Source organism: Curtobacterium sp. SP.BCp (assembly GCF_051903255.1).
Lineage (GTDB): Bacteria > Actinomycetota > Actinomycetes > Actinomycetales > Microbacteriaceae > Curtobacterium.
The window spans coordinates 1,388,204-1,413,436 of the sequence record NZ_CP194338.1; the positions used below are offsets into that span (position 1 = coordinate 1,388,204).

Sequence of the window (25,233 nt, forward strand, 5' to 3'; positions counted from 1 at the left end):
GCGTCGGCGTCGGCGTCGGCGTCGCGCCGCAACGGGGCGTCCTGCGCCGGTCAACTCGAGGCGATGACCGAGGTGGTCGCCGCCGTGCTGGCAGCGACCGTCGCGAGGATCGCGGCCATCTGGATCTCCTCGAGCACGGCCTTGACCGCCGGGCTCGCCCATGCTCCCGAGCTGATCTCCGTGACGAGGTCCCGGTCCACCTTGCCGAACTGCTTGCGGAGCGTACTCGTGGCGCCCAACAGGCCGATGACGGCTGCGGCGAACGGGGTCGGCTCACTCCGACGGGCGAGCACGTCCGCGATCGCCGAACGCACGAGGGCCTCGGGCCCGCCGTCTCGCTCCGGGTACTTGGTGGTGGGGAAGATCCCGAGCGCCTTGCCCTGCTCGACCGACAGGAGGCCCCGTTCGGTCAGACCCGCGAGGACCGCGTCACGCAGCGGGCGCTTCCCGAGGCGTTGCACCCACCACTTCGCCTTCCGCGGCGTCCCCGACGCTGCGATGGTGCCGACGGTCTCGTCCAGGACGGTGTCGCCGGTGGCCGATCCGTCGACGACCGTGACCAGTCCGTCGCGGAGGGAGACGGAACCGCGCAGGGCGAGGTCGGCGAGGACTGCTCCGGCGAGCCCGAGGTCGAGCGTCTGCACATCGGTGGCCTTGCGGCCGTCGGGCTCGAGTTGGAGCAGCGCGAACGCTTGGGGGACGGTCAGCATCTCGGCCATGAGCGCAGCCTGCCACCCTCCGGCAGCGCACGGCCGAGCCTCCCCGAGAACGCCCAGGACGTGGGTCAGCCGGACTGCACGGTACCGATCGTCGAGCTGTAGGTGACCACCGAGCCGTACGACGAGCCCACCAGTGTGATCGACCAGGCCGACCCGTCGGGAGCGACGGAGTAGACCACCCGGGTGGCCTCGGGGAGTGGCGCGAGGACCACGCCGTCCGAGGTCGTCAGTCGCCCGGGATCCTCAGCACGGAGGAGCTGCGCGGGGTACGGGCCTGCGCCGTAGTGCTGCCGCATGGTGAACGCGAGGGTGCCAGCGGACTGCGCGAGAGCACTGCGCTCCTGGTCGGCTGTCCCGGATGCCGGCTCCTCGATGGCCGGTACCGGCACTGCGGCGCTCGACTGCTCGGAAGGAGCGGCCGACGGGGTCCGCGGAGCGGTCGGTGCAGGTGCAGATGCGGTGGTGGTCGGCATGAGCGACTCGGGTGCCGACTCGCTCAGGTCCACTCCCACCGACGGCGGGGACAACGCCGGCAGCGTGACGCCGATCCCGGTGAGGGCGAAGGCGAGGAGCCCGTACAGCATCAGGACCGTGCCGAGCCCGCCGAGGAACGATCCGCCACGTCCGAACGCCCGCGACGCGGCTGATCCCCAGCGGGCTCGACGCACGGCGTGCACGCCGAAGACGATCGCGCTGATGCCGACGGTGGAGACGATGAAGCCGCTCGCGACTCCGTCGTGTTGCGGTGCGGCGACCGCGAGGACGACGCTTCCCGTCCCGAGCACCATCGAGAGCGCGGCGTACGCCCACGGACGGGTCTGGGGAGCGGGCCGAGCAGCGGTGAGCAGCGGTGACGGCGCGTACAGGGGACGCGAGGTCGATCGCCGGGTCGGTGGTGCGTCGTTCGACCCCGACGGCGACCAGTCCCTCGGTCCCGGTCCGCCCAACGCCATGTGCGCCCCTCTCGCTGCTGCTCCATCGTGGCGTGATGGCCAGGTACTGAGGGATCCCCAGAACTGGGAGGGCGTCGCTGGCTGCAGACGTCAGGCGTCGTCGTCGGTCGGGACGCCGCCCCGCATCTGCTCCCGCATCTCGGCGAGGATGTCGGCGTGCAGGAAGTTCGCGTCCGCCGCACTCGTCGGGTCGACCACGATCCCGAACTCGTTCGGGAGCGCGGTCACGAGCTCGTGCATCGGCACCGGGCGTCCCTCGGTGTCGGGCAGGCCGGCAGCGAGGTCCGCGGGGTCGGTGAACACGGGGACGAACGGCTTTTCGCGGATCACCACGTGCGCGACGCTGCCGCCGGCCGGAGTGCCTTCCGGCTTCCACGGGACCCAGGCTGCGCTCCGCAGGAACCCCGCGGGCGAGGCCGCCATCCGCCGTCGGAGTTCCGCGGCCGCGGTCGGCGGCGCCTTGTCGACGCCGCGGCCGAAGGCCGACCGGTGCTGCTCGTTGGTGCTCATGCGTTCCCCTCCGGTGTGTCCGCCGACCATGCTGTCACGGTCGGCGGACACGTTGGAGCCGAGCCGCGCCTCCAGGCGGTTGCCTGCTGCGCGTGACGCGCGCTCAGTACTTGGCGGACTGCCCGCCGTCGATCGGCACGACGGTGGCGTTGACGTAGGAGGCGTCGTCGGAGAGCAGGAACGCGACGACCGCGGCGATCTCGGGGGCCTCGCCGTAGCGCTTGGTCGGGTTGACCTGGATGAACTCCTCGGCGGCTGCACGCGGGTCCGTGGGGTTGATCTGCTTCATCGAGTTCTCGACCATCGGCGTCCAGATCGCGCCGGGAGCGATGGCGTTGATGCGGATGCCGTACTGGCCGTACTCGACTGCGGAGTTGCGGGTGAGGCCGACGACGCCGTGCTTGGCTGCGGCGTAGCCGGACTGGTTGCCGATGCCGCGGATGCCGCCGACGCTGGCGGTGTTGACGACCATGCCCGAGCCCTGCTCGCGCATGACGCCGAGCACCTTCTCGAGGCCGAGGAACACGCCGCGGAGGTTGATCGACACGACCTTGTCGAACTCCGCCGCGGTGAAGGACTCGGTCGGGTTCTGCTTGCCCTCGATGCCGGCGTTGTTGAAGAAGCCGTCGATGCGGCCGAAGTGCTCGGTCGTGTCGAGGACGTACGCGTCGACCTGCGACTCATCGGAGACGTCGGCGACGGTGGTGAGGACGTCGGCGTTGGGGGCGACCTCGAGGACGGCGGCCTTGGTGGCCTCGAGGCCCTCGGCGGAGACGTCCACGAGGGAGAGCGCGGCGCCCTCGGACGCGAGTCGGACGGCGGTGGCGCGACCGAGGCCGGAGCCGCCGCCGGTGATGAGGACGACGCGGTCGGTGAATCGGCTGGTGGACATGGGGGCCTCCTGAGGTCTTCGGCGGTGAAGGGCTCGGGGTCCGCGCCCGGCGCGGGCAGCGAGTCCGTACGATGCGTCTGCATCGCGAGTAAGACTACACATGTTGTCTATATGAACCTCGACGGAGATGAGTGATCCCCAGAAGTGGGGTGCGCGCGGGCTGGTGGACCCCTGGGAAGGTCGTTGCATGGGGGAACACACGACGACCACGGCGCGCGGCGCCGCGAAGCCGACGCTCCGAGCGCGGAAGCCCGGGTACGCGGTCATGCAGGAGTGCCTCGCGATCCAGGCAGAGGGCCCGGGGCTGACCCGGTGGCAGCGGTTCACGGGCGCGGACCCACTGCGTGCCGAGGCCGCTTCCTGGTACAAGGGTGCGCTGGGTGAGCGGCAAGTGGCGGCGGAACTCGAGGCACTGGGCCCGGAGTACACGGTCCTGCACGCGGTGCCGGTCGGCAGGCGGTCGACCGACATCGACCACGTGGTGGTCGGCCCGACCGGCGTGTTCTCGATCAACACGAAGAACCACTCCGGACACACCGTCTGGGTGGGCGGGCGGACCCTGCTCGTCGACGGTCACCGGACGCCGCACATGCACCGGGCACTCCAGGAGGGCGAGCGGGCGACGGCGCTGCTCTCCGCGGCCGCCGGCGGACCGATCCCCGTGCAGCCCGTGATCGTCGTCGCTGCGGAACGGCTCCGCTTCGGCGACAAGCCCCCGGCAGCGGTGACGCTCGAGCCCTCGCAGGTCGGCGCGTGGATCGCCGGACTGCCCCGGGTGCACTCCCCGGAAGCCGTCCGGTACCTCTCGATGCTCGCCGAGGAGCGTGGCACCTGGCACGTCGACGCCGTCGTCGTCCACGACACCCTGCGGCACGTGCAGCGGTTCGAGCGGCTCGAGCGGGACATCGCGGCCGCGACCGCTCGGCGTCGGTTGCTCCGGCGTGCGCTGGGCCTCGGTGTGCTCGCGCTGCCGGCGGGAGCGGTGCTCGGGTACTGGTGGGCAGTCGCGGCGGGTGCACTGGCCGCGGGCGGCTGAAGCGCGTCAGCAGCGGTCGAGCACCCGGATCATGGCGTCGCGCTCGGCGGGCGTCACCCACAGGCGGTACTTCGCCTTCACCATGACCTGGTGCCCGACGTAGGTGCAGCGGAACCCCTTCGCCGCCGGCAGCCACGTCGCGGCGTCGCCGGAGCGCTTCTGGGCGTTCGAGTGCTGGTCGACGGCGAAGAGGTTCGCCGGGTCGTTGGCGAGGGCCTCCCGCGAGGTCTGCGACAACTGCTGCGCGCCCGTCCGCCAGGCGTTCTCGAGTGCGACGACGTGGTCGATCTGCACCTCGGTCGACGTCGTCTGTCCGCGGGTGAACGCGATCGACCCGCCGGTGTACGGCGACACGAGCGTACCCGTCATCACCCTGCACGGCCCCTGCCGGACGACCGCCGTGAGGTCGCGGGCGAGCACGTCGTTCCTCGTGTCGCAGCCGTTGTGGTCGACGTCGAGCCACGCCGTGCCGAACTGAGCCGTGCGGTCGTAGCCGGTCGCCGGCGCCTTCCCCTTGACCGGCAGGGTCGCGAGCAGACGCAGTGACGCTGCCGCGTCGGGGTCCGGACTGGAGGCACGGCTCGGCTCCGACGCGCCACTCGCGCTGGCGGTGCTGCCCGGTCCGGGGTCGCTGGTCGCGTCCGGTCCGCTGGTCGCGGCGTCGTCGGCCTGCGCGGGCGGCAGCAGACCGGCGGAGTGGAGGGCGTACCCCGCGATCGCGAGACCGAGGACGAGGAACACGGAGGTCGCGCTGGTGCGGGCGCGGCGGCGGGACGGCATGGGGGACGGGACTCCAGGTGGTGCTGTGGGGCTGTGGCGCAGAGGACGGTGCGCGGGCCGGGGTCAGGCGAGCAGGGACCGGATGTCGTCGGCGGACAGGTCGTCCGCGAACAGCGCGTCATCGTCGATCATCGTGGCGAACAGCTCGGCCTTCTTCGCGGCGAGGGCGAGCACCTTCTCCTCGATGGTGTCCTCTGCGATGAGGCGGTTCACGTTCACGGAGCGGGTCTGGCCGATGCGGTGCGTGCGGTCGACGGCCTGGTTCTCGGCGGCGGGGTTCCACCACGGGTCGAGGACGAACACCGTGTCGGCCTCGGTCAGGGTGAGGCCGAAGCCCCCGGCCTTGAGCGAGATGAGGAACGCGGGAGCGGTGCCGTTCCGGAAGCGGTCGATGACCTCGGGCCTCCGGCGCGTCGACCCGTCGAGGTACTCGTAGCCGAGGCCGCGGGCGTCGAGTGCCTCGGCGACGATCCGGAGGAACGAGGTGAACTGGCTGAACACGAGCGCGCGACGACCTTCGGCGGCGAGCTGGTCGAGTTCGTCGAGCAGCAGGTCGAGCTTCGCGGCGGGGATGTCCGAGATCTCGGCGGGCGCGTCGAGTTCGCCCGACGGTGCCGCGGTCGGCACGAGGGCGGGGGAGAGCGCGAGCATCCGGAGGAGCGTCAGGGACCGGAACACGATCATGCGGTTGCGGGGCAGGTCGTCGATGAGGTCGAGGACCTTGAGGCGTTCGCGGTTGAGCGTGCGTTCGTAGAGCTCGCGGTGCGCCGGGTCGAGCGTCACCCGGACGACCTGCTCCTGCTTCGGCGGGAGGTCGGCCGCGACGCTCTCCTTCGTCCGCCGGAGCATGAGCGGTCGGATGCGACGCCGGAGTCGCTCGGTGAGCTGCCGACGGGCGTCGCCGCGGAGGTCCGGTGAGCCGAGCGGCTTCACGTAGTCGTCGCCGAACCGCGTCCACGAGGACAGCAGCCCCGGGGCCACGACGTGGAACAGCGCCCAGAGGTCGGTCAGGCCGTTCTCGAGCGGCGTCCCCGTGATCGCGAACTTCACGGGAGCGCTGAGGTCCGTCACGACGCGGTGGACCTGCGACTGCGGGTTCTTCACGAACTGCGCCTCGTCGAGCACGAGCGCGGACCACGACTGCTCCGACCACGCCGGGGCGTCGAGCCGGAGCAGGGCGTACGAGGTCACGACGACGTCGGACTCGGCGGCCGTTCGGGCGACGAGCGTCGGGTCCTTCAACGACGTCGACGTCACGGTCGACACGCGCAGTGACGGGACGAACCGAGCTGCTTCGGACGCCCAGTTCCCGACGACCGAGGTCGGCGCGACGACGAGGAACGGTGCGCCGGACGGTGCCTCTGCCCTGGCCGCGGCGATCATGGCGAGGACCTGGAGCGTCTTGCCGAGGCCCATGTCGTCGGCCAGCACGCCGCCGACGCCGTGCGACCGGAGGAACGACAGCCACGCGTACCCGGCGTGCTGGTACGGCCGGAGTTCGGCCTGCACCGTGTCCGGCACGGGGGTGTCGGCGGGCGGGGTCGCACCGAGCAGCCCCGCGGCGATGGCCTGCCACCGTTCGTCGTGGGAGGTCTCGTCGGCGAGCTGGTCGAACTCGGACCAGAGCCCGGCCTGCAGCGGGGTGACCGTCATCGGCTGGTCGGGCTCCCACTCGCCGAGGTCGCGCGCCTCGTCGATGAGCTCCTTGAGCCGGTCGAACGCCGGGTCGGCGAGGGACAGGTACGAGTTGTCGATGAGCTTGAGCCGCCGAGCACGCCCCGCGAGCGCACGGAGCAGCGGCGTGAACGGGATCTCCTTGCCGTTCACGCTCACGATGATCCCGAGGTCGAACCAGTCGTGCTTCTCCGACGGCATCGTCGTGACGCGGATGTTCGGCCGACCGCTCAAGCGCTCGTAGTCGAGGCGCTCGCCCTGCACGACCGTGCGGACACCGTGCGCGACCAGCTGGGGGAGCAGCTCGTTCGCGAACACCGCGACGTCGGCCCCGTCCACGACCCCGTCGGCGAACCAGTCGAGTCCGCCGCCGGGGCCGATGGGGGCGTCGTCGGCGGCGCGGACCTCGGTGAGGTCGGGGAGGGGACCGTGCAGCGCTGCCGGGTCCTTCCGGCCGTCGACGTGCCACCGCCACTGCAGGTGCACGCGGTCGTCCGTCCGTGGTGCCCGCGCGGGCTCGAACGTGGCCGTCAGCACGAGCTCGGGGGTGCCGCGCTCGGGCAGCTCCACCGACCCGTCCGAACTGACGAGCCCGCGGGCGCCGCGGAGCCGAGGGGACCAATCGGCGAGGAACTCGGCGACCTCGGCCTCGGGCACGGTGATGCGGGCGCCCTCGACGAGCATGCGTCGCTGGTCCTCGGGCACCGGCTCCGGGGTGGGGGCGAGCGAGACCTGGAACGCCGGGCTCTCGCGGAAGGCGTAGACGCCGTGGTCGCCGATGGTCCGCGCGGCCCCGGCGACGACCGGACGCCCGTCGATGACCGCGCTCGCACCGATCACGAGGCCGCCCTCGGAGCGCGCGGTGTCGAGCAGCACCCGGGCCTCGGACCCGAGTGTCACGCCGCCGGCCTGCTTGCCGGTGACGAACGCGACCCCGAGCCCGTCGGCCTGCCGGAGCAGCGGCCAGAGCAGTGGACTCTGGAAGTCGTCGAGGTGGATCCAGTCGCTCTCGCCCGGCAGCCCCGCCAGCGCCCCGGCGCGGTGGAGTGCGGCGAGCTGGAGGAACCACGCGTGCTGCTCCGGCGTGAGCCCGAGCCGGTTCTGCGAGTACGGCAGCGTGCTCCAGGTCAGCTGCCCCCGGACCCAGTTGCCGGCGTCGCTCCGGGTGACCGGCCGCACGCCGAGCCGCACCGTCCGCGACGCCGCGGGCAGCGACCGACCGGCCGCACGCGCCCGCGCGGCGAAGCGCGCCGTGACCGCGTCACGCAACTCGAACTGCAACCCCATGGGGGTGCCCTGCGGCGCGACCGCCTGCTCGGTGTCACCGGCGAGGCGGGCGACCTCGTGCCTCCAGTCCGGGGCCGGCGGAGCCGGGGCCTGCGTCTTCGGACCGGCGGCCGCTGCGAGGGAGCGGGCGTTGACGGTCAGGAGCGCCGCCGCGACGTGCTTGCAGTCGCCGCCGAGCGGGCAGGAGCACGAGCTGCGGACCGGTCGGATGAACTCGCCGCGGGCCGGGGTGGTCTCGATGCGGACGTCGTACGGGTCGTCGGCGGTGCCGGAGACCGACGCGGTGACCGTGCCGTCGTCGTCGTGCCACGTGGCGTCCTCGACCAGGCCCGCGCGGACGACGTCGCGGGCGCGCCCGAACGCCTGCGGTCCGACGAAGCGGATGACGTCGATGGCGTCGATCATCGGGGCGGCTGGCACCCGTCAATCGTGCCAGTACCCACCGACGTCCCGTTCGGGGGCGAACGGCCCTCCGCGGTGCCGCGCTCGGTGTGAGGTTGTTCACACGGTGCGAGGGAACGACCTCGCACCGTGCGCACGACCTCGCACCGTATGGCAGCGCCGACGCGACCCGTCCCGTTCTGGGGCGAGCGGCCGTCCGCGGATGCGGGCAGGATCGACGGCATGCTGCAGTCCCTCGTGTACATGAGCTCGGCCACGACCCGGTTCGACGACACCGAACTCGACGCCGTGCTCGAGCACGCCCGCTCCCGGAACACGGCGGACGGGCTCACCGGGCTCCTCGTCGCTCGGGGTGGCCGGTTCATGCAGCTCCTCGAGGGACCGTACGACGCGGTGATGGCGACCTACCGGCGGATCCTCGACGACGACCGGCACGACAGCGTGGTGCTGCTCGCGGAGGAGGCGATCCACACCCGGCGCTTCCCGGAGTGGTCGATGGCGTACGACCGCGGCGACCACGGCACCGAGCCGCCCGAGGGCTTCAGCGACTTCCTGCCCGAGGGGGACCGGAGCGCGGACCGGAGTCGGTCGCGGGAGCTCCTGCGGTGGTTCCGGTCGCACCCGATGGCCGACCCGGCGGCGGCGCAGGGCAAGCACCGGCGCGAGGGCTGACCCGCGCGCCACCCGCGCGTGGCTACGACCCGCTGCGTTCCGACCCCGGGCGCTGGCGGGAGGCGATGAAGTCGCCGTCCAGTGCCTCACCGATCACGTGCTCGTCGTCCGGGTGCAGCGTCGTCGAGACGATGACGTCGAAGTCGTCGCTCGTCTCATGTTCCTTCGGGTCCGCCTTGGTCATGCTGTCCTCCGGCAGCAGCGTAGGTCGGTCGGCGCTCCCCGACGCGGCCCGGGCCCGTCATCCGCGGTGCGCGGACGAACGGCGCGCGAGCGGCCCGGACGAGCGGCGCGCGTGAGCGGCGCGGACGAACGGGCCGCGCCCCTCGGGAGTCAACCGAACCTACGATTTGCGGACTACTGGCTCTTGACGCCCTCGGACGCCGCCAGCTTGCTGTGCTTCCGCGAGTACCCGAGGTAGACCCCGAGCCCGATCGCGAACCAGATCGCGAACCGCACCCACGTCTCCCACTGCAGGAACGTGACGAGCCACAGCGACGCGATGACCCCGATCGCGGGGATGACCGGCATGAACGGGAGCTTGAAGGTCCGCGGCAGGTCCGGCTGCCGGTAGCGCAGCACGATCACGGCCGAGCACACCACGACGAACGCGAGCAGGATGCCGATGTTCGTGAGCTCCGCGACGATGCTGATCGGCAGCAGGCCCGCGAGGACCGCCGCCGCGATGCCGATGATCCACGTGACGCGGGTCGGGACGTGCCGCTTCGGGTCGGTGTGCGCGAACCACTTCGGCATGAGGCCGTCGCGGCTCATCGAGAACCACACCCGGGACGCGCCGAGCATGAACGTCAGCAGCACGGTGATGATGCCGACGATGGCGCCGATCGCGATGACGTTCGCCACCCCGCCGAGCCCGACCGACGCGAACGCCGACGAGAACCCCGAGGCCGGGTCGATGTCCGTGTACTTCTGCATGCCGGTGAGCACGAGCGTCGCGAGGACGTAGAGGACCATCGCGATGCCGAGGGACAGCAGGATCGCCTTCGGCATGTGCTTCCGGGCGTCGACGGACTCCTCGGCTGCGGTGGACATGGCGTCGTAGCCGAACACGGCGAAGAACACCGTCGCGGCACCGGTCATCACACCGCCGAACCCGAACGGGAAGTACGGCTGGTAGTTCGCGCTGTTGATGTGGAACACGCCGAGCACGACGATGAGCACGACGAGCCCGACCTTGATGCCCACGGCGACGAGCTCGAACCGCGCGGCGCTCCGGATGCCCCGGGTGAGGACGAACGCCGTCAGCAGGCAGAGGATGATCGCGAACACGTCGATCACGTGCCCGTCGCCGGTACCTGGCGCACCGAGCATCCAGGCGGGCAGGTCCACGCCGAACTGACCGACGAGGAACCCGACGTACCCGGAGATCCCGATCGCGACGACGGCCACGATCGCGGTGTACTCGAGCAGCAGGTCCCAGCCGATGAACCACCCGACGATCTCGCCGAGCACCGCGTACCCGTACGTGTAGGCGCTGCCGGCCTTCGGGATGAGCCCGGCGAACTCGGCGTACGACAGCGCTGCCGCGGCGCTCGCGACCCCGGCCACGAGGAACGAGATGAGCACCGCGGGGCCTGCGACCCCGTGCGCGACGGTGCCGGCGAGGGTGAAGATGCCCGCGCCGATGATCCCGCCGATGCCGATCGCGGTGAGCTGCCAGAGACCGAGGTGTCGCTTCAGGCCGCCCTCGCTGCCGGCCTCGTCCTCGATCGTGTCGATGGGCTTCCGGCGGAACAGGGTCGCGCGTGGTGACGTCGATGTCATCCGCCCACTCTGCACCTCTCGGCGGACTCCGGACCGTCGGCGGTAGAACGGGGGCATGCGCAGACCACAGCGGATCGAACCGGGGCCCGGCCAGGAGTCGGTCTGGGACTACCCCCGCCCGCCCGCCGTCGAACCCGTGTCGAAGCGTGTCGTCGTCCGGCTCGGCGGCGTCGTCGTCGCGGACACGACCGACGCCGTTCGGGTCCTCGAGACCTCGCACCCGCCGGTGTACTACCTGCCCGTCGCCGACCTCGTGGACGGGGCGCTCGTGCCGGCGGAGGGCTCGAGCATGTGCGAGTTCAAGGGGCGTGCGCGGTACTTCGACGTGCGGGGTGGCGGCGCCGTGGCCCCGCGCGCGGCGTGGAACTACCCGACACCGGAGCCGGGCTACGAGCAACTGCGGGACCGGGTCGCGATCTACCCGTCGGCGATGGACTCCTGCGAGGTCGGCGGCGAGGTCGTCCAGGCCCAGGAGGGTGACTTCTACGGCGGCTGGATCACCTCGGAGGTCGTCGGTCCGTTCAAGGGCGGGGCGGGCACGTTCGGCTGGTGACCGGACGCGGGCGCGCGCAGCGCACCCTTGTGGCGCGCTGCAGGTCGACGCGGTCGCGTGTCCGTGTCGCGCGCCGCAGGTTCGACGCGGTCGCATTTCCGTGTCGCGCGCCGCAGGTTCGACGCGGTCGCGTGTCCGTGTGGTGACCACGGACCGGCCGGGAGGCGCGGTGCGGGCACGACCCGTGCCTCCCGGCCGGTGGGTGGGCGCGTCGGGCTGGCGCGAGACTCGGTCGGGCTGGCGCGAGACTCGCGCTGGGCGACCGATCTCGGGCTCCGGAGCCCGAGGAACGTCGCTCACCACGAGACTCGGGTCGGCGAGGGCGCCGCGCGCCGCGGCGCGACCGTCAGCGGTTCGCGTAAGGCGACCAGAACGGCGGCGGGAACGCCCCTCCGGTGACGAGCACGAGGACCTGCCAGTAGAGCATCACGAGGCTGAGCAGGCACACGACGCCGCCGATCCACGACCACACGCGCACCGCTCGCCGACGTCCGGCGATGCGGATCGCGCGCCATCCGCACAGCACCCCGACGACGGCGAAGACGGTCCCGAGCACGAGGTGCTTCGCGGTCCCCTCGGCGGGCAGGAACAGGCCGAGGTAGAACGACACCGGGGCCAGGACGACGGCCACGGTCGCGGGAACGGCGGGCGGCTCGTGGTCCCGGGCGACTGCTGCCATGCACCCGACCGTACCGACGGCGGACGCGACCCGCCCGCCGTCCTCGCGCGCGACGGATGTGTCCGACTCCCGCCGGTCGCCGAGCGTCCTGGCTGCGCGACGAGCACGATGGAGGCATGCGCTCCTTCCTCCGGGTCCTGCTGGGACTCTTCCTCGTGTTCGCCGGCGTCTCGCACCTGACGTTCGCCCGGGAGGACTTCCGCGCCCAGGTGCCCGAGTCGCTCCCGCTCGACACCGACGCCGTGGTGCTCGGTTCCGGCGTGGCGGAGATCGGCCTCGGCTCGGCGCTCCTCCTCGCGCCGCGCTCGTCCCGTCGTCGCGTCGGCACGATCGCCGCGTGGTTCTTCGTCGCCGTGTTCCCCGGCAACGTCGCGCAGTGGCTGAACCGCCGGTCGGCGTTCGGCCTCGACACCGACGCCAAGCGCATCGGCCGGCTCTTCGGCCAGCCGCTGCTGATCGCCGCCGCCCTCTGGTCGACGCGCGGGCAGCGGTCGGCGTCGGTCTCGCGGTCCGGGTCGTGAGCGGCATGGGCACGGCAGCGCGCAGCCCCGACCCCCGTCCGCCGGCGGACGTGGTCGCCTCTTCATCCGTCACCACCGGCCGGGAGGCACGACATCCCTTGGCAGGTGGTCGTCGCGTCGCGGACGTGGTCGCTTCGGTCGTGCTGCTGGTCGTCCTCGCGCTCGAGGCCGTCGTCGCCGGGTGGGCGATCGTCTTCCTCTCCCTGGCGTTCGGGTCGTGCAACGCTCCGGGGAACAGCTGCAACGTCGCACTCGGGGGAGCGGTGGTCTACGTCGGGCCGGCGCTCGTCGGCCTCATCGCGCTGGTCGTGATCGTGTGGGCGGTGTTCCGGATGGTCCGGCGATGGATGACGTGGCCGGTCCCGGTGGTGGGCATCACGGCGATCGTGGTGGTGTTCTTCGCCTGCCGGCTGCTCGTGGACGCGGCGGTCACGCGCGGGATCTGATCACTTCCTGCACGGGCCGTCGGCGTCGTCGCGTTCTCCACAGATGAGCGTCCGGGGCCGCTTGGCTGGTTGGGCTGGCGGGACGCTGGGGGAATGCCAGACACCGACATGATCGACCGCCTCACCGACGAACCCGTCCGGACCGACGGCGACGTCCTCGACCTCGTCCGCACGCTCATCGGTCGCCCGCTGACCCGACAGTGCTGGGTCGTCTTCCTCGCCGAGCGGGGCGTGCCCATCCCGCTGCTCCTGCCCGTCTCCGACCTGCCGTACCAGCCGGACGAGCGCGTGGACGACTTCGCCGCGCTCATCGCCGACGTCACCGAACAGGTCGGCGCGGACGACGTCGTCGTCGTGTGGGAACGACCCGGCAACGACCAGGCGCACGCCGTCGACTGGGAGTGGGTGGATGCCGTCGCGTGCTCCTTCGGGGAGCGGCACGTGCGGCTCCGCGGGCAGGTCATCGTGCACGACCGCGGCGTGGAGATGCTCGAGCTCGACGAGGTCACGGCGTGACCAGCACCGACTGGTTCCCGTCCGCCGGGCTCAGCCCTGCGATGCGTGTCAGGCGAGCGGTGGGTGTCAGCCCTGCGGTGCGGTGTCGGGGACCGTCTCGCCGGTCAGGCCCTCGACGACGGCCTTGGCCTCGGGCCAGAACTTCGCGTAGTGCTCCGGGTCCGCGTTGATCTGCACCGCGTGGGCCATCTCGGTGGGGGTCATCGTCTTCCAGCCGGGGATCTTCACGAGCTTCGCGTAGAACATCGACGCGGCCGTGTACGGGTCCATCCGCTGCTCGTACGTGCCCCAGGCCCCGTTGTCGCGCTGCTGGAAGAGCCCGCGGCTGTCCGGCCCGGCGGCGTCCCCGTGGTCGAGGTTCACCAGGCTCGATTCGCCGATCGCGGTCATCACCCCGACGGCCTGGGTGTGTGGGCCGATGCCGAGCGCCTTCGCCGCCTGGATCACCGCGGCGGCGTTCACCAGGCGGTCCTGGCAGAAGCCCGCGATCGGCCCGGCCGGAACGGCGATGCCACCGACGGTCTTCGTCGCTGCCGCGGGGCACGTGGGAGCGGCGACCTCGGCGGAGCGGGCCGCGCCGGACAGCGAGTTCACCGCGACGACGACGAGCACGACCACGCCGATGACCGCGGCCACGACGCCCGCGCCGAACACCGACGCGAGCGTGATGCCGACGCGGCGCATGACGGGTCCTCTCGGGCGGGGCGGTTCGGAGCATGACGAGGGTACGTGCACCTCCTGGAGAACCGCTCCCGCCCGATCGGGTGTCGTCCGTCCCGCGTCAGGTCACTCGTCGCGGCGTCGCCGGAACCAGCCCGCGGCCGTGCCGGCGAGGACCACGACCATCCCGATCGAGATCGCGAAGATCAGGTCGACGCTGTCCATCACACGTCTCGGCTGTCGGACGCGTCCCGGTCGCGCTGCACGGCCGTCGGCTCGGTCACGAGTCCGGTCGGCGCCTTCTCGGCCTGCTTGCGCCCGTGCGTGAACCACGTCACGAGCCACAGCACGATCCCGAGCGCGAGCAACCCGCCGGCGATCTCGTACTGCTGCGGGTCACGACCGGACGACCACGGCAGCACCAGCCACACGCAGGTGACCACGCCGATCACGGGGATGATCACGCCCGCCCGGAAGTGCCGGTGATCGACCTTGTCGCGCCGGAGCACGAGTACGGACAGGTTGACGACCGCGAACACCGAGAGGAGGAGCAGCGACGTCGTCCCACCGAGCACCACGACGATCGGGGAGTCCGGGTTGAGCGACACCCAGCCGATGAGCGCGAGCGAGATCAGCGTCGTGAACACGATCGCGGTCGACGGGGTGCGGCGTGCCGGGGAGACGCGGGAGAGGAACCCGGGGAGCACGCCCTGCTTGCTCATGCCGTACAGGAGGCGCGACGCCATCATCATGTTGATGAGCGCGGTGTTGGCGACCGCGAACATCGAGATGAACGGCAGCAGCGCCGCGATCGGGAAGCCGGGGGCCGCGGTCTGCACCACGGTCACGAGGGGCGTCTCGTTGCCCGCGAGCTCACCGATCGGCACGACGGCGACGGCGCAGATGGACACGAGCACGTAGATCACGGCCGTGATGCCGAGGCCCGTGAGCATCACCTTCGGGAAGATCCGGGAGGGGTCCTTCGTCTCCTCGGCCATGTTCACCGAGTCCTCGAAGCCGACCATCGCGAAGAAGGCGAGCGACGTCGCGGTCGAGATCGAGAGCAGGAGCGTCTTGTCCTCCGGGGTGTCGAACATGACGACGCGCGAGAAGTCCGCGTTGCCGCCGGCGATCGCCCAGAACCCGATGAGGATCACCATGACGAGACCGGACAGCTCCACGAGCGTCAGCACGACGTTCGTCTTCACGCTCTCGCTGACGCCGCGGAAGTTGACCGCCATCACCAGCAGCATGAAGCCCATGCCGATGAGCATCACGACCGCGTTCGGCAGCTCGAGACCGAACCCGGCGCCGAGGTTCGCCGCGAACGCCCGGGAAGCCGTCGACGCCGACGTGATCCCGGAGCACATCACGATGAAGGTGACGATGAACGTGAGGAAGTGGATGCCGAACGCCTTGTGGACGTAGAGCGCGGCACCGGCGGTCTGCGGGTACTTCGTGACGAGCTCGAGGTACGAGAACGCCGTCAGGAGCGCCACCGCGAACGCGATGAGGAAGGGGAGCCACGCTGCTCCGCCCACCTCTGCCGCGACCTGACCGGTGAGCGCGTAGACACCCGTGCCGAGGATGTCGCCGACGATGAACAGCAGCAGCAGTTTCGGACCGATGACACGCCGGAGCTCGGTCTGCTCCCCGGCGGGACGGTCCTTCGTGGTGGTGGCCATGCACCACCATCTTCCGGGGGACAGCACACTGTCCGGTCTCACAGGGTTCTCCCCGCTGATCGCAACATGCCCGTGTCCTGTGCGACGCACGCCGATCGGGCGCGTGTTCGGCTCCCGATGGCTACGCTCCGGTCCATGGACGCCGAGACGAACACCACCGAAGAACCCGTCGAGTTCGCCGACTTCGCCGCGAAGCTGCTCGTGCTCGACGTGCTCTGCTACGACCTCGGCGTGCTCGAGCCGTACGACAGCGACGCCGCGGGGGAGACCGACGAGGACCTCGGTGTCGACGGGCAGGACGACCGGGCACGCGAGTACTACGACGACCTCGACCTGCTGCCGTCGCACCTCGCGCTGGTCACCGAGCTGACGGTCGACACCGACCTCGAGGTCCTCCAGGACGTGCACCCCGGGTGGGAGGGGTCCGACGACCGCTACGACGTGCAGAACTGGGACGACCTGCTCGACCTCCCGGCGCTCGAGGTCGTGTACGCCGCGGCACCGCTGCCGGCGCACGTCGCCGACGCGTTCGCCGCGAAGGACGTCGAGGTGCGCTCCGCCTGACCCCCCGGTCCGCCCGCTCCGCCCGCGGCGTCCGCACAACCGAAGTCACCCGACACCGCGGATCCCCGCGGTGTGGACTGCCTCTCGCTGTGCGCCGGCGATCGGCGCCGCGCCCGTGCACCACGCGGCAGACGTCGGCTGCGCGTGCAGTCAGGCGGTGCCGTCGCGCAGCGCGCGCATCTCCGCCGTGAACTGCGCCGCACCGCCCTGCGCCGGGTGCCGCACGGCGACGGCGTCGATCCCCGCGAGCGCGAGCGCCCCCTGCGCCTTCCGCCCGACGGCCACGACGCGGACATCGGTGCCGCCCCCGGCCGCGCCCGTGCCCGCACCGACGCCCCGCAGCGTCCGCAGGGCATCGAGCAGCGCGAGCGCGACGGGTGCCCCCGCGCGGACCTCCGCCGGCCGCGGCGTCCGGTTCGTCAGCCGGTCCGGCGCGGCGAACGGGTGGTGCGGGAACACCGCCCACGCCACCGGCAGCGGCCCGCTCCACTCCTCGAGGACGGCCTGCACCACCCGCGACGACGCCTCCCACGGCGCGGTCGGCTCCGGCGGCACGAGGTACTCCGGCCCGAGTTCCCGCATGCTCGTGAACGGCACGCCCGTGTTCGCCATGCCACGCCACCCGGGGGCCTCAGCGACGAGCAGCATCGTCGCCGAGCGCCCGACGGTGTCGAGGTACGTGGCGAGGTTCGCCCGACGGAGCCGACCGTCAGCGGTCCCGACGTCGTACAGGGCCTCGGCGTCCGGAGCGACGGGCACCGCGTCGAGCGCCGCCCAGAAGGGGTCGAACACGTCGACGGCCACGGAGCTACGCCCGCCCGAGGACCCGGCGGTACACCTGCTCGAGACCGGCCGCCGACCGCTCCCAGCTCAGCCGCTCGGCGTGCTCCCGACCCGCCGCCGCCAGCCCCGCCGCGTACCCGGAGTCGGTCAGGATGCGCGCGATCTCCGCAGCCCAGACCCCCGGGTCGCGGGACTCCAGCACCACCCCGGTCTCGCCGTCCACCACGGCCTCCCGGAGACCACCGGCAGCGGCGGCCACGACGGGCACCCCGGACGCTGAGCCCTCGAGCGCGACGAGACCGTACGTCTCCGAGTGCGACGGGACCAGCACGGCTGCCGCGCCACGGAACAGGAACGCGAGGTCGGCCCGAGACTGCGGACCGACGAACGTGACGCGGTCGGCGATGCCGTGCTCGGACGCGAGCCGACGCAGCTCCGCCACGTAGTCGCCCGCCTCGCTCGAGGCGTCGCCCGCGATGACGAGGGTGGGGCGGGCCTCCCGGTCGATGCCCGCGATCGCCTCGATCGCCAGGTCGAGCCCCTTCAACGGCTGGACGCGCGCGGCCGCGACCACGTACGGGACGTCCGCGCGACGCGCGCCGGCCGCTGCCGGACGGAACACCGAGCCGTCGACGCCCGGCGGGACGATCCACACCCGGCCGGCGTCGCCGCCGAGCCGGTCGCGGACGGTCTCCGCCTCGGCCGAGGACACCACGACGACCGCGTCGGACTCCCGCGCGAGCAGCTGCTCGCCGGCGGGGCGTCCCGCGGACTCCGGCCGCTCGCCCTCGGACAACGGGGTGTCCGACGCGGCCGCGATGGAGTGGAACGACTGGACGTGCGGGATGCCCCGCTCGCGGGCGACCGGCAGCGCTGCGACGCCCGAGAACCAGTGGTGCGAGTGCAGGACGTCGTAGGGACCGAGGTGGGTGAGCCCCTCGCGGAACGGCTCGATGAACGCGTCGTGCTCGCCCTTCGGCACCGGCTCCGCGGGACCCGCCGACAGGAAGCGCAGGCACACCCCCGGCACGAGCGACACCGAGTCCGGCTGCGTCGGCGAGGACCGCCGCGTCACGATGTCGACGTGGTGGCCGCGGTCGGCCAGGGCCTCGGCCTGGTGACGGACGACGACGTTCATGCCGCCGACCTCGCCGGAACCGGGCTCGTCACCGGGGGAGGTGTGCAGCGACACCAGCCCGATGCGCAGGGGATCGGTGGTGGTCGTCACCGGTCCAGCCTACCGACGGGGCGCCGCTGGGACGCGCGGGCGGGCGCCACCACGACGGGCCGTCGGCCCGCCTCGTCCGGCGGCTCCGCCGGGTCGACCGGGAGGCCCGGATCACGTCCCAGCACCTGCACCCGTCCGTCGCCGTGCCGCTCCCAGAACGCGGCCGTCCAGGCGCACAGGGCCCCGTCGAGCAGGTCCTCCCGGTGCTTGTGCGTCGGGCCGTGCACTCCCGACGGCTCGGCCAGCCCGGCCGTCAGCGGATGCGAGTCGAGCAGGAGCGGCGGGTCGAGCGGCGTCGTGCGGAGCCGGTGCACGAGCGCGTCGAACGCCACCGCGCGGCGGGCCCGGGCCTCGGCGGCGGGGACCCTCGTGTCGAGGCGCTTGTACCGGGGGCGTTCGACGTCGTGGCCGAGCTCCTCGACGCCGACGAGGGTCGTGTACGGGTAGCACTCGAACACCGCCGGGCCGGTGCGCTCCCGCATCGCGGCCGTGCTGTCCACGTACCCGACGCCGAGCGCTGTCAGCCGTTCGAGCAGCCGGGCGCCGGCGCTCGCCGCGGACGCGAGGTTCGTCGGGTTCGCCGCGACCTTCCACCGGCCGTAGCGCTGCCCGACCTGCCGTTCGGCCTCGCGGATGCCGGTCGCGTTCGTCACGACGAGGGAGGCGTCGACGGCGATGAGCGTGCGCGGGCCGAGGTGCTGTTCGATCCACTCGGTCACGGCGTCGACCCCTCGGGCCCAGCCGGCGTCGGTGATCGACCCGTCGGCTGCCATCGCCACGAGGCCGGTCTCGTTCGCGGGCTTCCGCGCCGAGCCGAGCCCCCACGCCAGGTCCACCCCGAGGTACGCCGTCACGGTCCCATCCTGCTCCGTGTACCTTCCGCTGCATGGCGAGCGAGGCGACGACGCTGACGGTTCCGGGCCCGGACGGTGACCGCGAGGTGCGCATCAGCAGCCCCTCCCGGGTGCTCTGGACGGAGCCGGGCATCACGAAGCTCGAACTCGCGGAGTACCTCGTCGCGGTCGGGGACGCCTTCGTCCGGGCGAACGGCGACCGGCCGATCTCCCTGCAGCGGTTCCCGGGCGGCGTCGACGGCGAGGACTTCTTCTCGAAGAACCCGCCGAAGGGCGCCCCGCCGTACGTCCGCGACGTCGAGGTGACGTACCCGAGCGGCCGGCGGCACCCGCAGCTCGTGGTCGACGAGCCGGCGGTCGCGGTGTGGGCAGCTCAGATGAACACGGTCGTGTTCCACCCGTGGGCGTCCCGCGCAGGCGACCCAGACCACCCGGACCAGCTCCGCATCGACCTCGACCCGCAGCCGGGCACCGACTTCCGCGACACCGTCCCCGTCGCGCACGAGCTCCGGAAGGTGCTCGCCGAGGTCGGGTTGACCGCGTGGATCAAGACGAGCGGCAACCGCGGCCTGCACGTGTTCGCGCCGGTGCGACCCGAGTACGAGTTCCTCGACGTCCGGCACGCCGTGATCGCCGCCGCACGCGAGCTCGAGCGCCGGATGCCGGACCGGGTGACGACGGCGTGGTGGAAGGAGGAGCGCGGGCAGCGGGTGTTCGTGGACTTCAACCAGGCGAACCGCGACCGTACGATGGCGGGCGCCTACAGCCCGCGGGCGCTGCCGCACGCGAGCGTCTCGACCCCGATCGCGTGGGAGGAGCTCGACACCGTCGATCCGACGGGGTTCACGGTGCGGTCGGTGCCGGGCCGGCTGCGCGAGCACGGCGACCCGTGGGAGGCCGTGCACGAGGAGCCCGGGGACGTCGGGCCGCTGCTCGCCTGGTGGGACCGCGACCTCGGCGACGGCCTCGGTGAGCTGCCGTTCCCACCGGACTTCCCGAAGATGCCCGGCGAGCCACCGCGCGTCCAACCGTCGCGCGCGAAGAACGCGGCGAAGCGGGCCGAGAAGGACTAGTTGCGCTCGTCGACGACGGGCACGCTGTCGTCCACCCGGGTCGTCCGCATCGGCAGGCTGACGCTCGCCGTGTTGAGCCGCGTCAGACGCGACCAGGTGCCGCGGTGCGTCTCGCTGATGCCGTCGATGACCATGGTGTCCTCCTTGCCCCCGAGGTTACTAGGTAGCCTAACTAAGTCGAGCATAGAAGCGACAATCGGACAGGACAAGCCCTACTCGAGGACTGCTCGGAGATCCCACGCGACAGGGACGTCGAGCTGGTCGTAGCGGCACGACTCCGGGTCGCGGTCCGGACGCCACCGCTCGAACTGCACGGTGTGCCGGAACCGGTCGCCCTCCATCTGGTCGTAGCGGACCTCCAGCACGCGCGACGGCTCCAGCCGGACGAACGACGTGTCGCGACCCGACGAGAAGCGTGACCGTTCCCCGTCACCGGTGACGGGCCTCCCGTCCGGATCCCGGAGGACCACCGGGTCGAGCTCCTCGACCAACTCGACCCGTCGCCTGTCGGAGAAGGCGGACACGCCGCCCACCTGGCGGAGTTCCCCGTCGGCGTCGTACAGCCCGACGAGCAGGGAGCCGACCCCTCGGCCGCTCTTGTGGACGCGGTAGCCGATCGCGACGACGTCAGCGGTGCGGTGGTGCTTGACCTTGAGCATCGTCCGTTTGCCCGGCTCGTACGGTCGCGCACGGGGCTTCGCGACCACGCCGTCGAGTCCCGCACCCTCGAAGGTCGTGAACCACTCGCGTGCGAGGTCGACGTCGAGCGTCGTGCGCGTGACGAACAGCGGCTCGGACAGGTCCCCGCCGAGCTGTTCGAGCCGCTCCCGGCGTTCGTCGAACGGCCGGTCGAGGAGGTCCTCGCCGTCGACGGCGAGCAGGTCGAACGCGACGAACTGGGCCGGCGTCTCCCGACTGAGCTTCGCGATGCGGGACTCCGCCGGGTGGATGCGCTGCGACAGGGCGTCCCAGTCGAGGTGTTCCGCGCCCGGTTCGCCGGAGCGCAGGACCACCTCGCCGTCGAGCACCACCGGGTGGTCCCGGCCGCCGAGCTGCGTGCGGAAGGCCTCGACGAGCTCGGGGAAGTACCGGGTGAGGGGCTTCGCGCCGCGGCTGCCGATCTCGACGTCGTCGCCGTCGACCGTCACGATCCCGCGGAAGCCGTCCCACTTCGGCTCGTACCGCAGACCGCCGCGAACGCTGTCCGGCTCGGGGACGGTCGGGACGGCCTTCGCGAGCATGGGTGCGGTGTCCATGCGGCCTGTCTACTCGCGCGGGGCCGAGTGATCGGTTCGTTCCGTGGCCGATCCGGTGCGCGATCCCCGGGGATCGCGCACCGGATCGGCCACCAGCAGGATCGACGTCCCGCTGCGTGTGCTTCCGGCTCCCAGACGCGGTCGCGGTCCGCCTCGAGGCACGGTGCGGGTCCGGCGGGCCGCGCGCGCGGCCGGCCTGGAGGCACGGTGCGGGTCCGACGGACCAAGCGCGCGGCTGGCCTGGAGGCACGGTGCGGGTCCGGCGAACCACGCTCGCGGTCACGGAGCCGGCAGGCGGAGCGCCTGCGGGACGAGCGCCGCGGTGCCGACGACGAGCACGACCCCGATGACGACCGCACCCGTCTGCACGCCGGCGCCGCCCGCCACCGCCGAGAAGCACGAGCCGAGCCCCGCGACCCCGAGGGCGATGGCGGTCTGCTGCGCCGACACGAGCACCCCGCCGCCGACACCCGCGGATGCCTCGGGCACCTCGCTGAGGACCGACCGGAAGAGACACCCGACGCCGAGCGCCTGCCCGCACCCCACGAGCGCCAGTCCGACCCCGAGCACGACGAGCAGCACGACCTGCCCGGGGCGCACACCCGACGGGTCGATCGCCACCAGCGTCCGCCACCCCCACGCCAGGACGGCGAGCACGACGGCGAGGCCCGCTGCCTCGACGACGAGGCCGCCGACGAGCACCGCGCGGCCGGAGCGGGCCAGGAGCGCTGGCACCCGTGCCGAGGACACGACGTACGCGATCATCACCGGCGAGATCGCGACCCCGGCGGCGAGCGGACCGAGCCGGAGCCCGTCCTGCGCCACGATCGAGAAGGCGAACATGAACGTGCCGAACAGCACGAAGAACACCACGAGCGTCGGGAGTCCGCGTCGCATCGACGTCGCACCGCGGATGAGGTCGACCGGCAGGAACGGCGACACGCCGCGGCATGGGGCGACGACGGACCACCGCACGAGCACGACGCCCGCGACGACCGAGACACCGAGCGCGATCCAGGTCCACCACGGCCAGCCGCTCGCCGGGCCCTCGGCCAGGGCGACCAGCAGGGCACCGAGTGCGACCGCGAAGGCGACGGTGCCACGGACGTCCGCTCCGACCCGCACGGCCGACCGGGAGCGGGGGACCGCCCGCCGGACGGACAGGAGCGCGACGAGCCCCACGGGCACGTTCACCAGGAACACCGCCCGCCACGACAGCGTGGACACGAGCAGACCACCGAGCAGCTGCCCCACGATGGAGGACACCCCTCCGGCGGCGGTGTACAGCGCGACTGCCCGACCGCGCGCCGTCCCCGTCATCACCGCGCGGAACGTCGCGAGGGTCTGCGGCACCATCAGCGCGGCGGACGCTCCCTGCATGATCCTCGCCGCGAGCAGCACCCCGGTGGTCGGCGCAAGTCCGGCTGCGAGCGAGGTCACGGTGAACGCTGCGAGGCCGACGACGAAGAGGCGACGGCGGCCGTACTCGTCGCCCAACCGCCCGCCGAGCACGAGCAGGACGGCGTAGGCGGTGCCGTACCCGGCGACCACGAGGCCGAGGGCCGCGGGGGAGGCTCCGAGGTCGCGGCGGATGGTCGGCAGCGCGACGTTGACGATGAAGAAGTCGAGGCCGGCGAGGAACGGGCCGACGAGGAGGACGAGGATGCCACCGGCCCGGATCGTGTCGGGAGCCTGCGTGCGGGGTGCTGTCGCGGTCGTCATGGGAGTAGCGTCACCCGCATGTCATCCGGGTACCAGACCACTGCTGACACCGGTACCGACACCACCAGGCTCGACGCCGCGGAACTCGGTGCGTTCCTCCGGTCGCGTCGGGCCCGGGTCACGCCGGCCGACGTCGGCCTGCCGGACGGCGCACGGCGTCGGACGCCCGGTCTCCGCCGTGAGGAGGTCGCGCAGCTCGCCGGCATCAGTGCGACCTGGTACACCTGGCTCGAACAGGGCCGACCCATCAACGTCTCCGAGCAGGTGCTGCAGGCCGTCGCCCGGACCCTCCGCCTCGACCGGCACGAGCGGGCGCACCTCTTCACGCTCGCCGGTGCGTCCCTGCCGACGGGCGCGGAGGAGCACGCCGTCGACGCCGCGATGCTGCGCGTGGTGCACGCCGTCGAACCGTGGCCCGCCTGCGTGCAGAACGCCCGCTTCGACGTCCTCGCCTGGAACCGCGGGTACGGCAGGCTCATCGGCGACCTCGACCGCGTCCCGCCCCTCGACCGCAACTCGGTGTGGCTGATGTTCACCGACCCCGACTGGCAGGCCGCGCTCGTCGACCGGGACCGGCTCGCCCGCCAGTCCGTCGCGCGCCTCCGGTCACGCTGGCCCGAGCACCGGGACGACCCCGCCTGGCGCGCCTTCCTGGAGCGGCTCAGGGCGGCCTCCGAGGAGTTCGCCCGCCTGTGGGACTCCCGCGACGTCACCGAGGCGGTGACCGAGCGCAAGCAGGTCCTCAACTCGGACGTCGGCCGCCTCGACTTCGAACTCGCCACCTCGTGGCTGAGCCCCGCCGTCGGCACCCGCCTCGTGGTCTTCACGCCGGCTGACGACGACACGGAGCGCCGGCTCCGCGACCTCGTCGCGTGACGCTCCGGCCTGGAGGCACGGTGCGGCTCCGGCGCGACGGCGCCCGTCGCTAGGGTGGGCGCGTGACGACCGTGCCCCCGCCGGCAGCGCCGGCACCGGAACCGACCAGTCCCGTGCAGGCCGCAGCGCTCCGCGACGGCGTCCTGCCCCCGACCGAGGAGATCCGCCCCGGCGTCTGGACCCTCGCTGTCCCGTTCCGCTTCGGTGTGCCGGACGCCACCCTCGTCTACGTCGTCGGAGGAACCGACGGCGTGCTGACCCTGATCGACCCGGGGTGGTCAGCGGACGACGACCTCACCGTGCTCCGCGAGGGACTGGCCGCGATCGGGCGCTCGCTCGACGACGTCGGGCTCGTCGTGGTCACGCACCTGCACGCCGACCACCTCGGTGCCGCGGCGGCCGTCCGGCGGGCGACCGGCGCCCGGATCGCCATGCACGGGGCCGAGGTCGAGGCGCTCCGCCACGAACGTGCCGACGCCGCCGCGAACGATGCCGACATCGCGTCGTGGGGGCTGCCCGACGACCTCCGTGCCGGCGTCGTGGCCGCATGGGGGAGCGGACGACGGATCGGACTCGGTCGCACGACGGAGCCGTACGCCGATCTGATGCTGGAGGACGGCGACGCTCTGCCCGTCGCCGGTCGGGACATCCGCACGCTGCACACCCCTGGACACACCGCCGGCCACTGCTGCTTCGTCGACGAGGGGGACGGCCTGCTCTTCACGGGCGATCACGTCCTGCCGAGGATCAACTCCGGGATCGGGCTCGGCGGACGGACCGCATCGAACCCGCTCGGCGACTACCTGGCGTCGCTCCGCAGGCTCGACCGGTACGCCGAGCTCGAGGTCTGCCCCGGCCACGAGTACCGCTTCCGGGACGTCGTTGCCCGCGCCCGGACGCTGGCACGGCACCGCGAGGAGCGCTCGCGCCACGTCGCCGAGGCACTCGACGCCCTGCACGAGCCGACGCTGTTCGAGGTCGCGGCGCGGGTGCCGTTCAGCGGCGGGATCGGGTCGATGACGGGGTTCCTGCTCGCGAGCGCCCTGACGCAGACGGCGTACCACGCGGCGTTGCTCGGGCGCGCGGGCGAGGTGCGTCCCGCCTGAT

27 protein-coding genes are annotated in these 25,233 nt (G+C 72.5%); 10 read left to right on the top strand and 17 right to left on the bottom strand.

What is annotated here, in order from left to right; genetic code table 11:
* Nucleotides 1–50: 50 nt before the first annotated feature.
* The 4 genes from ACRQ4C_RS06780 to ACRQ4C_RS06795 all read right to left on the bottom strand — a co-directional run bounded on the left by ACRQ4C_RS06780 (nt 51) and on the right by ACRQ4C_RS06795 (nt 3,074).
* Complete coding sequence (locus ACRQ4C_RS06780; RefSeq protein ID WP_439690590.1) at nt 51–719, bottom strand: GOLPH3/VPS74 family protein; 669 nt, start codon at nt 717–719, stop codon at nt 51–53.
* Nucleotides 720–784: 65 nt separating this feature from the next.
* Complete coding sequence (locus ACRQ4C_RS06785; RefSeq protein ID WP_439690591.1) at nt 785–1,672, bottom strand: hypothetical protein; 888 nt, start codon at nt 1,670–1,672, stop codon at nt 785–787.
* Between the two features lie 90 nt (nt 1,673–1,762).
* A complete protein-coding gene (locus tag ACRQ4C_RS06790) occupies nt 1,763–2,182 on the bottom strand; it encodes an SseB family protein (RefSeq protein WP_439690592.1) in 420 nt (139 codons plus the stop codon).
* A gap of 103 nt (nt 2,183–2,285) precedes the next feature.
* Nucleotides 2,286–3,074, bottom strand: coding sequence for an SDR family oxidoreductase (locus tag ACRQ4C_RS06795; protein ID WP_439690593.1), 789 nt, complete (start codon nt 3,072–3,074; stop codon nt 2,286–2,288).
* A gap of 187 nt (nt 3,075–3,261) precedes the next feature.
* Between ACRQ4C_RS06795 and ACRQ4C_RS06800 the strand changes: the two genes are divergently transcribed.
* Nucleotides 3,262–4,110: a nuclease-related domain-containing protein gene (locus ACRQ4C_RS06800; protein ID WP_439690594.1), complete on the top strand. Its 849-nt coding sequence runs from the start codon at nt 3,262–3,264 to the stop codon at nt 4,108–4,110.
* A gap of 6 nt (nt 4,111–4,116) precedes the next feature.
* Here the strand turns inward: ACRQ4C_RS06800 and ACRQ4C_RS06805 are convergent, their stop codons facing one another.
* On the bottom strand, nt 4,117–4,890 hold the full coding sequence (locus ACRQ4C_RS06805) for an HNH endonuclease family protein (RefSeq protein ID WP_439690595.1): 774 nt from the start codon (nt 4,888–4,890) through the stop codon (nt 4,117–4,119).
* A 63-nt stretch (nt 4,891–4,953) separates the two neighbouring features.
* Entirely contained in the window at nt 4,954–8,271 is a 3,318-nt protein-coding gene (locus ACRQ4C_RS06810) for a DEAD/DEAH box helicase (RefSeq protein WP_439690596.1), read from the bottom strand.
* A 204-nt stretch (nt 8,272–8,475) separates the two neighbouring features.
* Here ACRQ4C_RS06810 and ACRQ4C_RS06815 point away from each other — a divergent pair, with 204 nt between their 5' ends.
* The gene (locus ACRQ4C_RS06815; RefSeq protein WP_439690597.1) at nt 8,476–8,925 is read left to right on the top strand and encodes a BLUF domain-containing protein; all 450 of its coding nucleotides are present in this window, start codon (nt 8,476–8,478) and stop codon (nt 8,923–8,925) included.
* A gap of 22 nt (nt 8,926–8,947) precedes the next feature.
* On the opposite strand, the gene ACRQ4C_RS06820 is transcribed toward ACRQ4C_RS06815, so the two are convergent.
* Both ACRQ4C_RS06820 and ACRQ4C_RS06825 read right to left on the bottom strand, forming a co-directional pair.
* On the bottom strand, nt 8,948–9,109 hold the full coding sequence (locus ACRQ4C_RS06820; protein ID WP_290132189.1) for a hypothetical protein: 162 nt from the start codon (nt 9,107–9,109) through the stop codon (nt 8,948–8,950).
* Between the two features lie 173 nt (nt 9,110–9,282).
* The gene (locus ACRQ4C_RS06825; protein WP_439690598.1) at nt 9,283–10,710 is read right to left on the bottom strand and encodes an amino acid permease; all 1,428 of its coding nucleotides are present in this window, start codon (nt 10,708–10,710) and stop codon (nt 9,283–9,285) included.
* A gap of 55 nt (nt 10,711–10,765) precedes the next feature.
* Between ACRQ4C_RS06825 and ACRQ4C_RS06830 the strand changes: the two genes are divergently transcribed.
* Nucleotides 10,766–11,263, top strand: a complete 498-nt coding sequence (locus ACRQ4C_RS06830; RefSeq protein WP_439690599.1) for a DUF427 domain-containing protein — start codon at nt 10,766–10,768, stop codon at nt 11,261–11,263.
* Between the two features lie 346 nt (nt 11,264–11,609).
* Here the strand turns inward: ACRQ4C_RS06830 and ACRQ4C_RS06835 are convergent, their stop codons facing one another.
* Nucleotides 11,610–11,942, bottom strand: a complete 333-nt coding sequence (locus ACRQ4C_RS06835; protein WP_290132186.1) for a hypothetical protein — start codon at nt 11,940–11,942, stop codon at nt 11,610–11,612.
* Between the two features lie 116 nt (nt 11,943–12,058).
* On the opposite strand from ACRQ4C_RS06835, the gene ACRQ4C_RS06840 reads away from it, so the two are divergent.
* The 3 genes from ACRQ4C_RS06840 (at nt 12,059) to ACRQ4C_RS06850 (ending at nt 13,425) form a co-directional block, all read left to right on the top strand.
* On the top strand, nt 12,059–12,463 hold the full coding sequence (locus ACRQ4C_RS06840) for a DoxX family protein (RefSeq protein ID WP_439690600.1): 405 nt from the start codon (nt 12,059–12,061) through the stop codon (nt 12,461–12,463).
* 125 nt (nt 12,464–12,588) lie between these two features.
* Nucleotides 12,589–12,909 (top strand): hypothetical protein, encoded by a 321-nt coding sequence (locus tag ACRQ4C_RS06845; protein ID WP_439690601.1) that lies wholly within the window; start codon nt 12,589–12,591, stop codon nt 12,907–12,909.
* Nucleotides 12,910–13,002: 93 nt separating this feature from the next.
* Nucleotides 13,003–13,425 carry a hypothetical protein gene (locus ACRQ4C_RS06850; RefSeq protein ID WP_439690602.1) on the top strand — a complete coding sequence of 141 codons (423 nt, stop codon included), beginning with the start codon at nt 13,003–13,005 and terminating at the stop codon, nt 13,423–13,425.
* A 66-nt stretch (nt 13,426–13,491) separates the two neighbouring features.
* Here ACRQ4C_RS06850 and ACRQ4C_RS06855 read toward each other — a convergent pair whose 3' ends face one another.
* Nucleotides 13,492–14,109 (bottom strand): hypothetical protein, encoded by a 618-nt coding sequence (locus ACRQ4C_RS06855; RefSeq protein WP_290132182.1) that lies wholly within the window; start codon nt 14,107–14,109, stop codon nt 13,492–13,494.
* 200 nt (nt 14,110–14,309) lie between these two features.
* Nucleotides 14,310–15,770 (bottom strand): APC family permease, encoded by a 1,461-nt coding sequence (locus ACRQ4C_RS06860; RefSeq protein WP_290132181.1) that lies wholly within the window; start codon nt 15,768–15,770, stop codon nt 14,310–14,312.
* Between the two features lie 135 nt (nt 15,771–15,905).
* On the opposite strand from ACRQ4C_RS06860, the gene ACRQ4C_RS06865 reads away from it, so the two are divergent.
* Nucleotides 15,906–16,334 (top strand): DUF6892 domain-containing protein, encoded by a 429-nt coding sequence (locus ACRQ4C_RS06865; protein ID WP_290132180.1) that lies wholly within the window; start codon nt 15,906–15,908, stop codon nt 16,332–16,334.
* Nucleotides 16,335–16,484: 150 nt separating this feature from the next.
* Here ACRQ4C_RS06865 and ACRQ4C_RS06870 read toward each other — a convergent pair whose 3' ends face one another.
* The 3 genes from ACRQ4C_RS06870 to ACRQ4C_RS06880 are packed head-to-tail and all read right to left on the bottom strand — an operon-like array spanning nt 16,485 to nt 19,199.
* On the bottom strand, nt 16,485–17,138 hold the full coding sequence (locus ACRQ4C_RS06870; protein WP_439690603.1) for a uracil-DNA glycosylase: 654 nt from the start codon (nt 17,136–17,138) through the stop codon (nt 16,485–16,487).
* A 4-nt stretch (nt 17,139–17,142) separates the two neighbouring features.
* Nucleotides 17,143–18,345, bottom strand: a complete 1,203-nt coding sequence (locus tag ACRQ4C_RS06875; protein WP_439690604.1) for a glycosyltransferase — start codon at nt 18,343–18,345, stop codon at nt 17,143–17,145.
* Nucleotides 18,342–19,199, bottom strand: coding sequence for a DUF429 domain-containing protein (locus tag ACRQ4C_RS06880; protein WP_439690605.1), 858 nt, complete (start codon nt 19,197–19,199; stop codon nt 18,342–18,344). Before ACRQ4C_RS06880 ends, ACRQ4C_RS06875 begins: the two co-directional genes overlap by 4 nt.
* Nucleotides 19,200–19,231: 32 nt before the next feature.
* On the opposite strand from ACRQ4C_RS06880, the gene ligD reads away from it, so the two are divergent.
* Nucleotides 19,232–20,272 carry a non-homologous end-joining DNA ligase gene (gene ligD, locus ACRQ4C_RS06885; RefSeq protein WP_439690606.1) on the top strand — a complete coding sequence of 347 codons (1,041 nt, stop codon included), beginning with the start codon at nt 19,232–19,234 and terminating at the stop codon, nt 20,270–20,272.
* On the opposite strand, the gene ACRQ4C_RS06890 is transcribed toward ligD, so the two are convergent.
* The 3 genes from ACRQ4C_RS06890 to ACRQ4C_RS06900 form a co-directional block, all read right to left on the bottom strand.
* Complete coding sequence (locus ACRQ4C_RS06890; RefSeq protein ID WP_290132175.1) at nt 20,269–20,406, bottom strand: hypothetical protein; 138 nt, start codon at nt 20,404–20,406, stop codon at nt 20,269–20,271. The two genes, ligD and ACRQ4C_RS06890, sit on opposite strands and share 4 nt — an antisense overlap.
* Nucleotides 20,407–20,484: 78 nt before the next feature.
* Nucleotides 20,485–21,528 carry an ATP-dependent DNA ligase gene (locus ACRQ4C_RS06895; protein WP_439690607.1) on the bottom strand — a complete coding sequence of 348 codons (1,044 nt, stop codon included), beginning with the start codon at nt 21,526–21,528 and terminating at the stop codon, nt 20,485–20,487.
* A 279-nt stretch (nt 21,529–21,807) separates the two neighbouring features.
* Complete coding sequence (locus ACRQ4C_RS06900) at nt 21,808–23,250, bottom strand: MFS transporter (protein WP_439690608.1); 1,443 nt, start codon at nt 23,248–23,250, stop codon at nt 21,808–21,810.
* An 18-nt stretch (nt 23,251–23,268) separates the two neighbouring features.
* On the opposite strand from ACRQ4C_RS06900, the gene ACRQ4C_RS06905 reads away from it, so the two are divergent.
* Both ACRQ4C_RS06905 and ACRQ4C_RS06910 read left to right on the top strand, forming a co-directional pair.
* Nucleotides 23,269–24,126 carry a helix-turn-helix transcriptional regulator gene (locus ACRQ4C_RS06905; protein WP_439690609.1) on the top strand — a complete coding sequence of 286 codons (858 nt, stop codon included), beginning with the start codon at nt 23,269–23,271 and terminating at the stop codon, nt 24,124–24,126.
* A 62-nt stretch (nt 24,127–24,188) separates the two neighbouring features.
* Entirely contained in the window at nt 24,189–25,232 is a 1,044-nt protein-coding gene (locus tag ACRQ4C_RS06910; protein WP_439690610.1) for an MBL fold metallo-hydrolase, read from the top strand.
* Nucleotide 25,233: the final 1 nt, after the last annotated feature.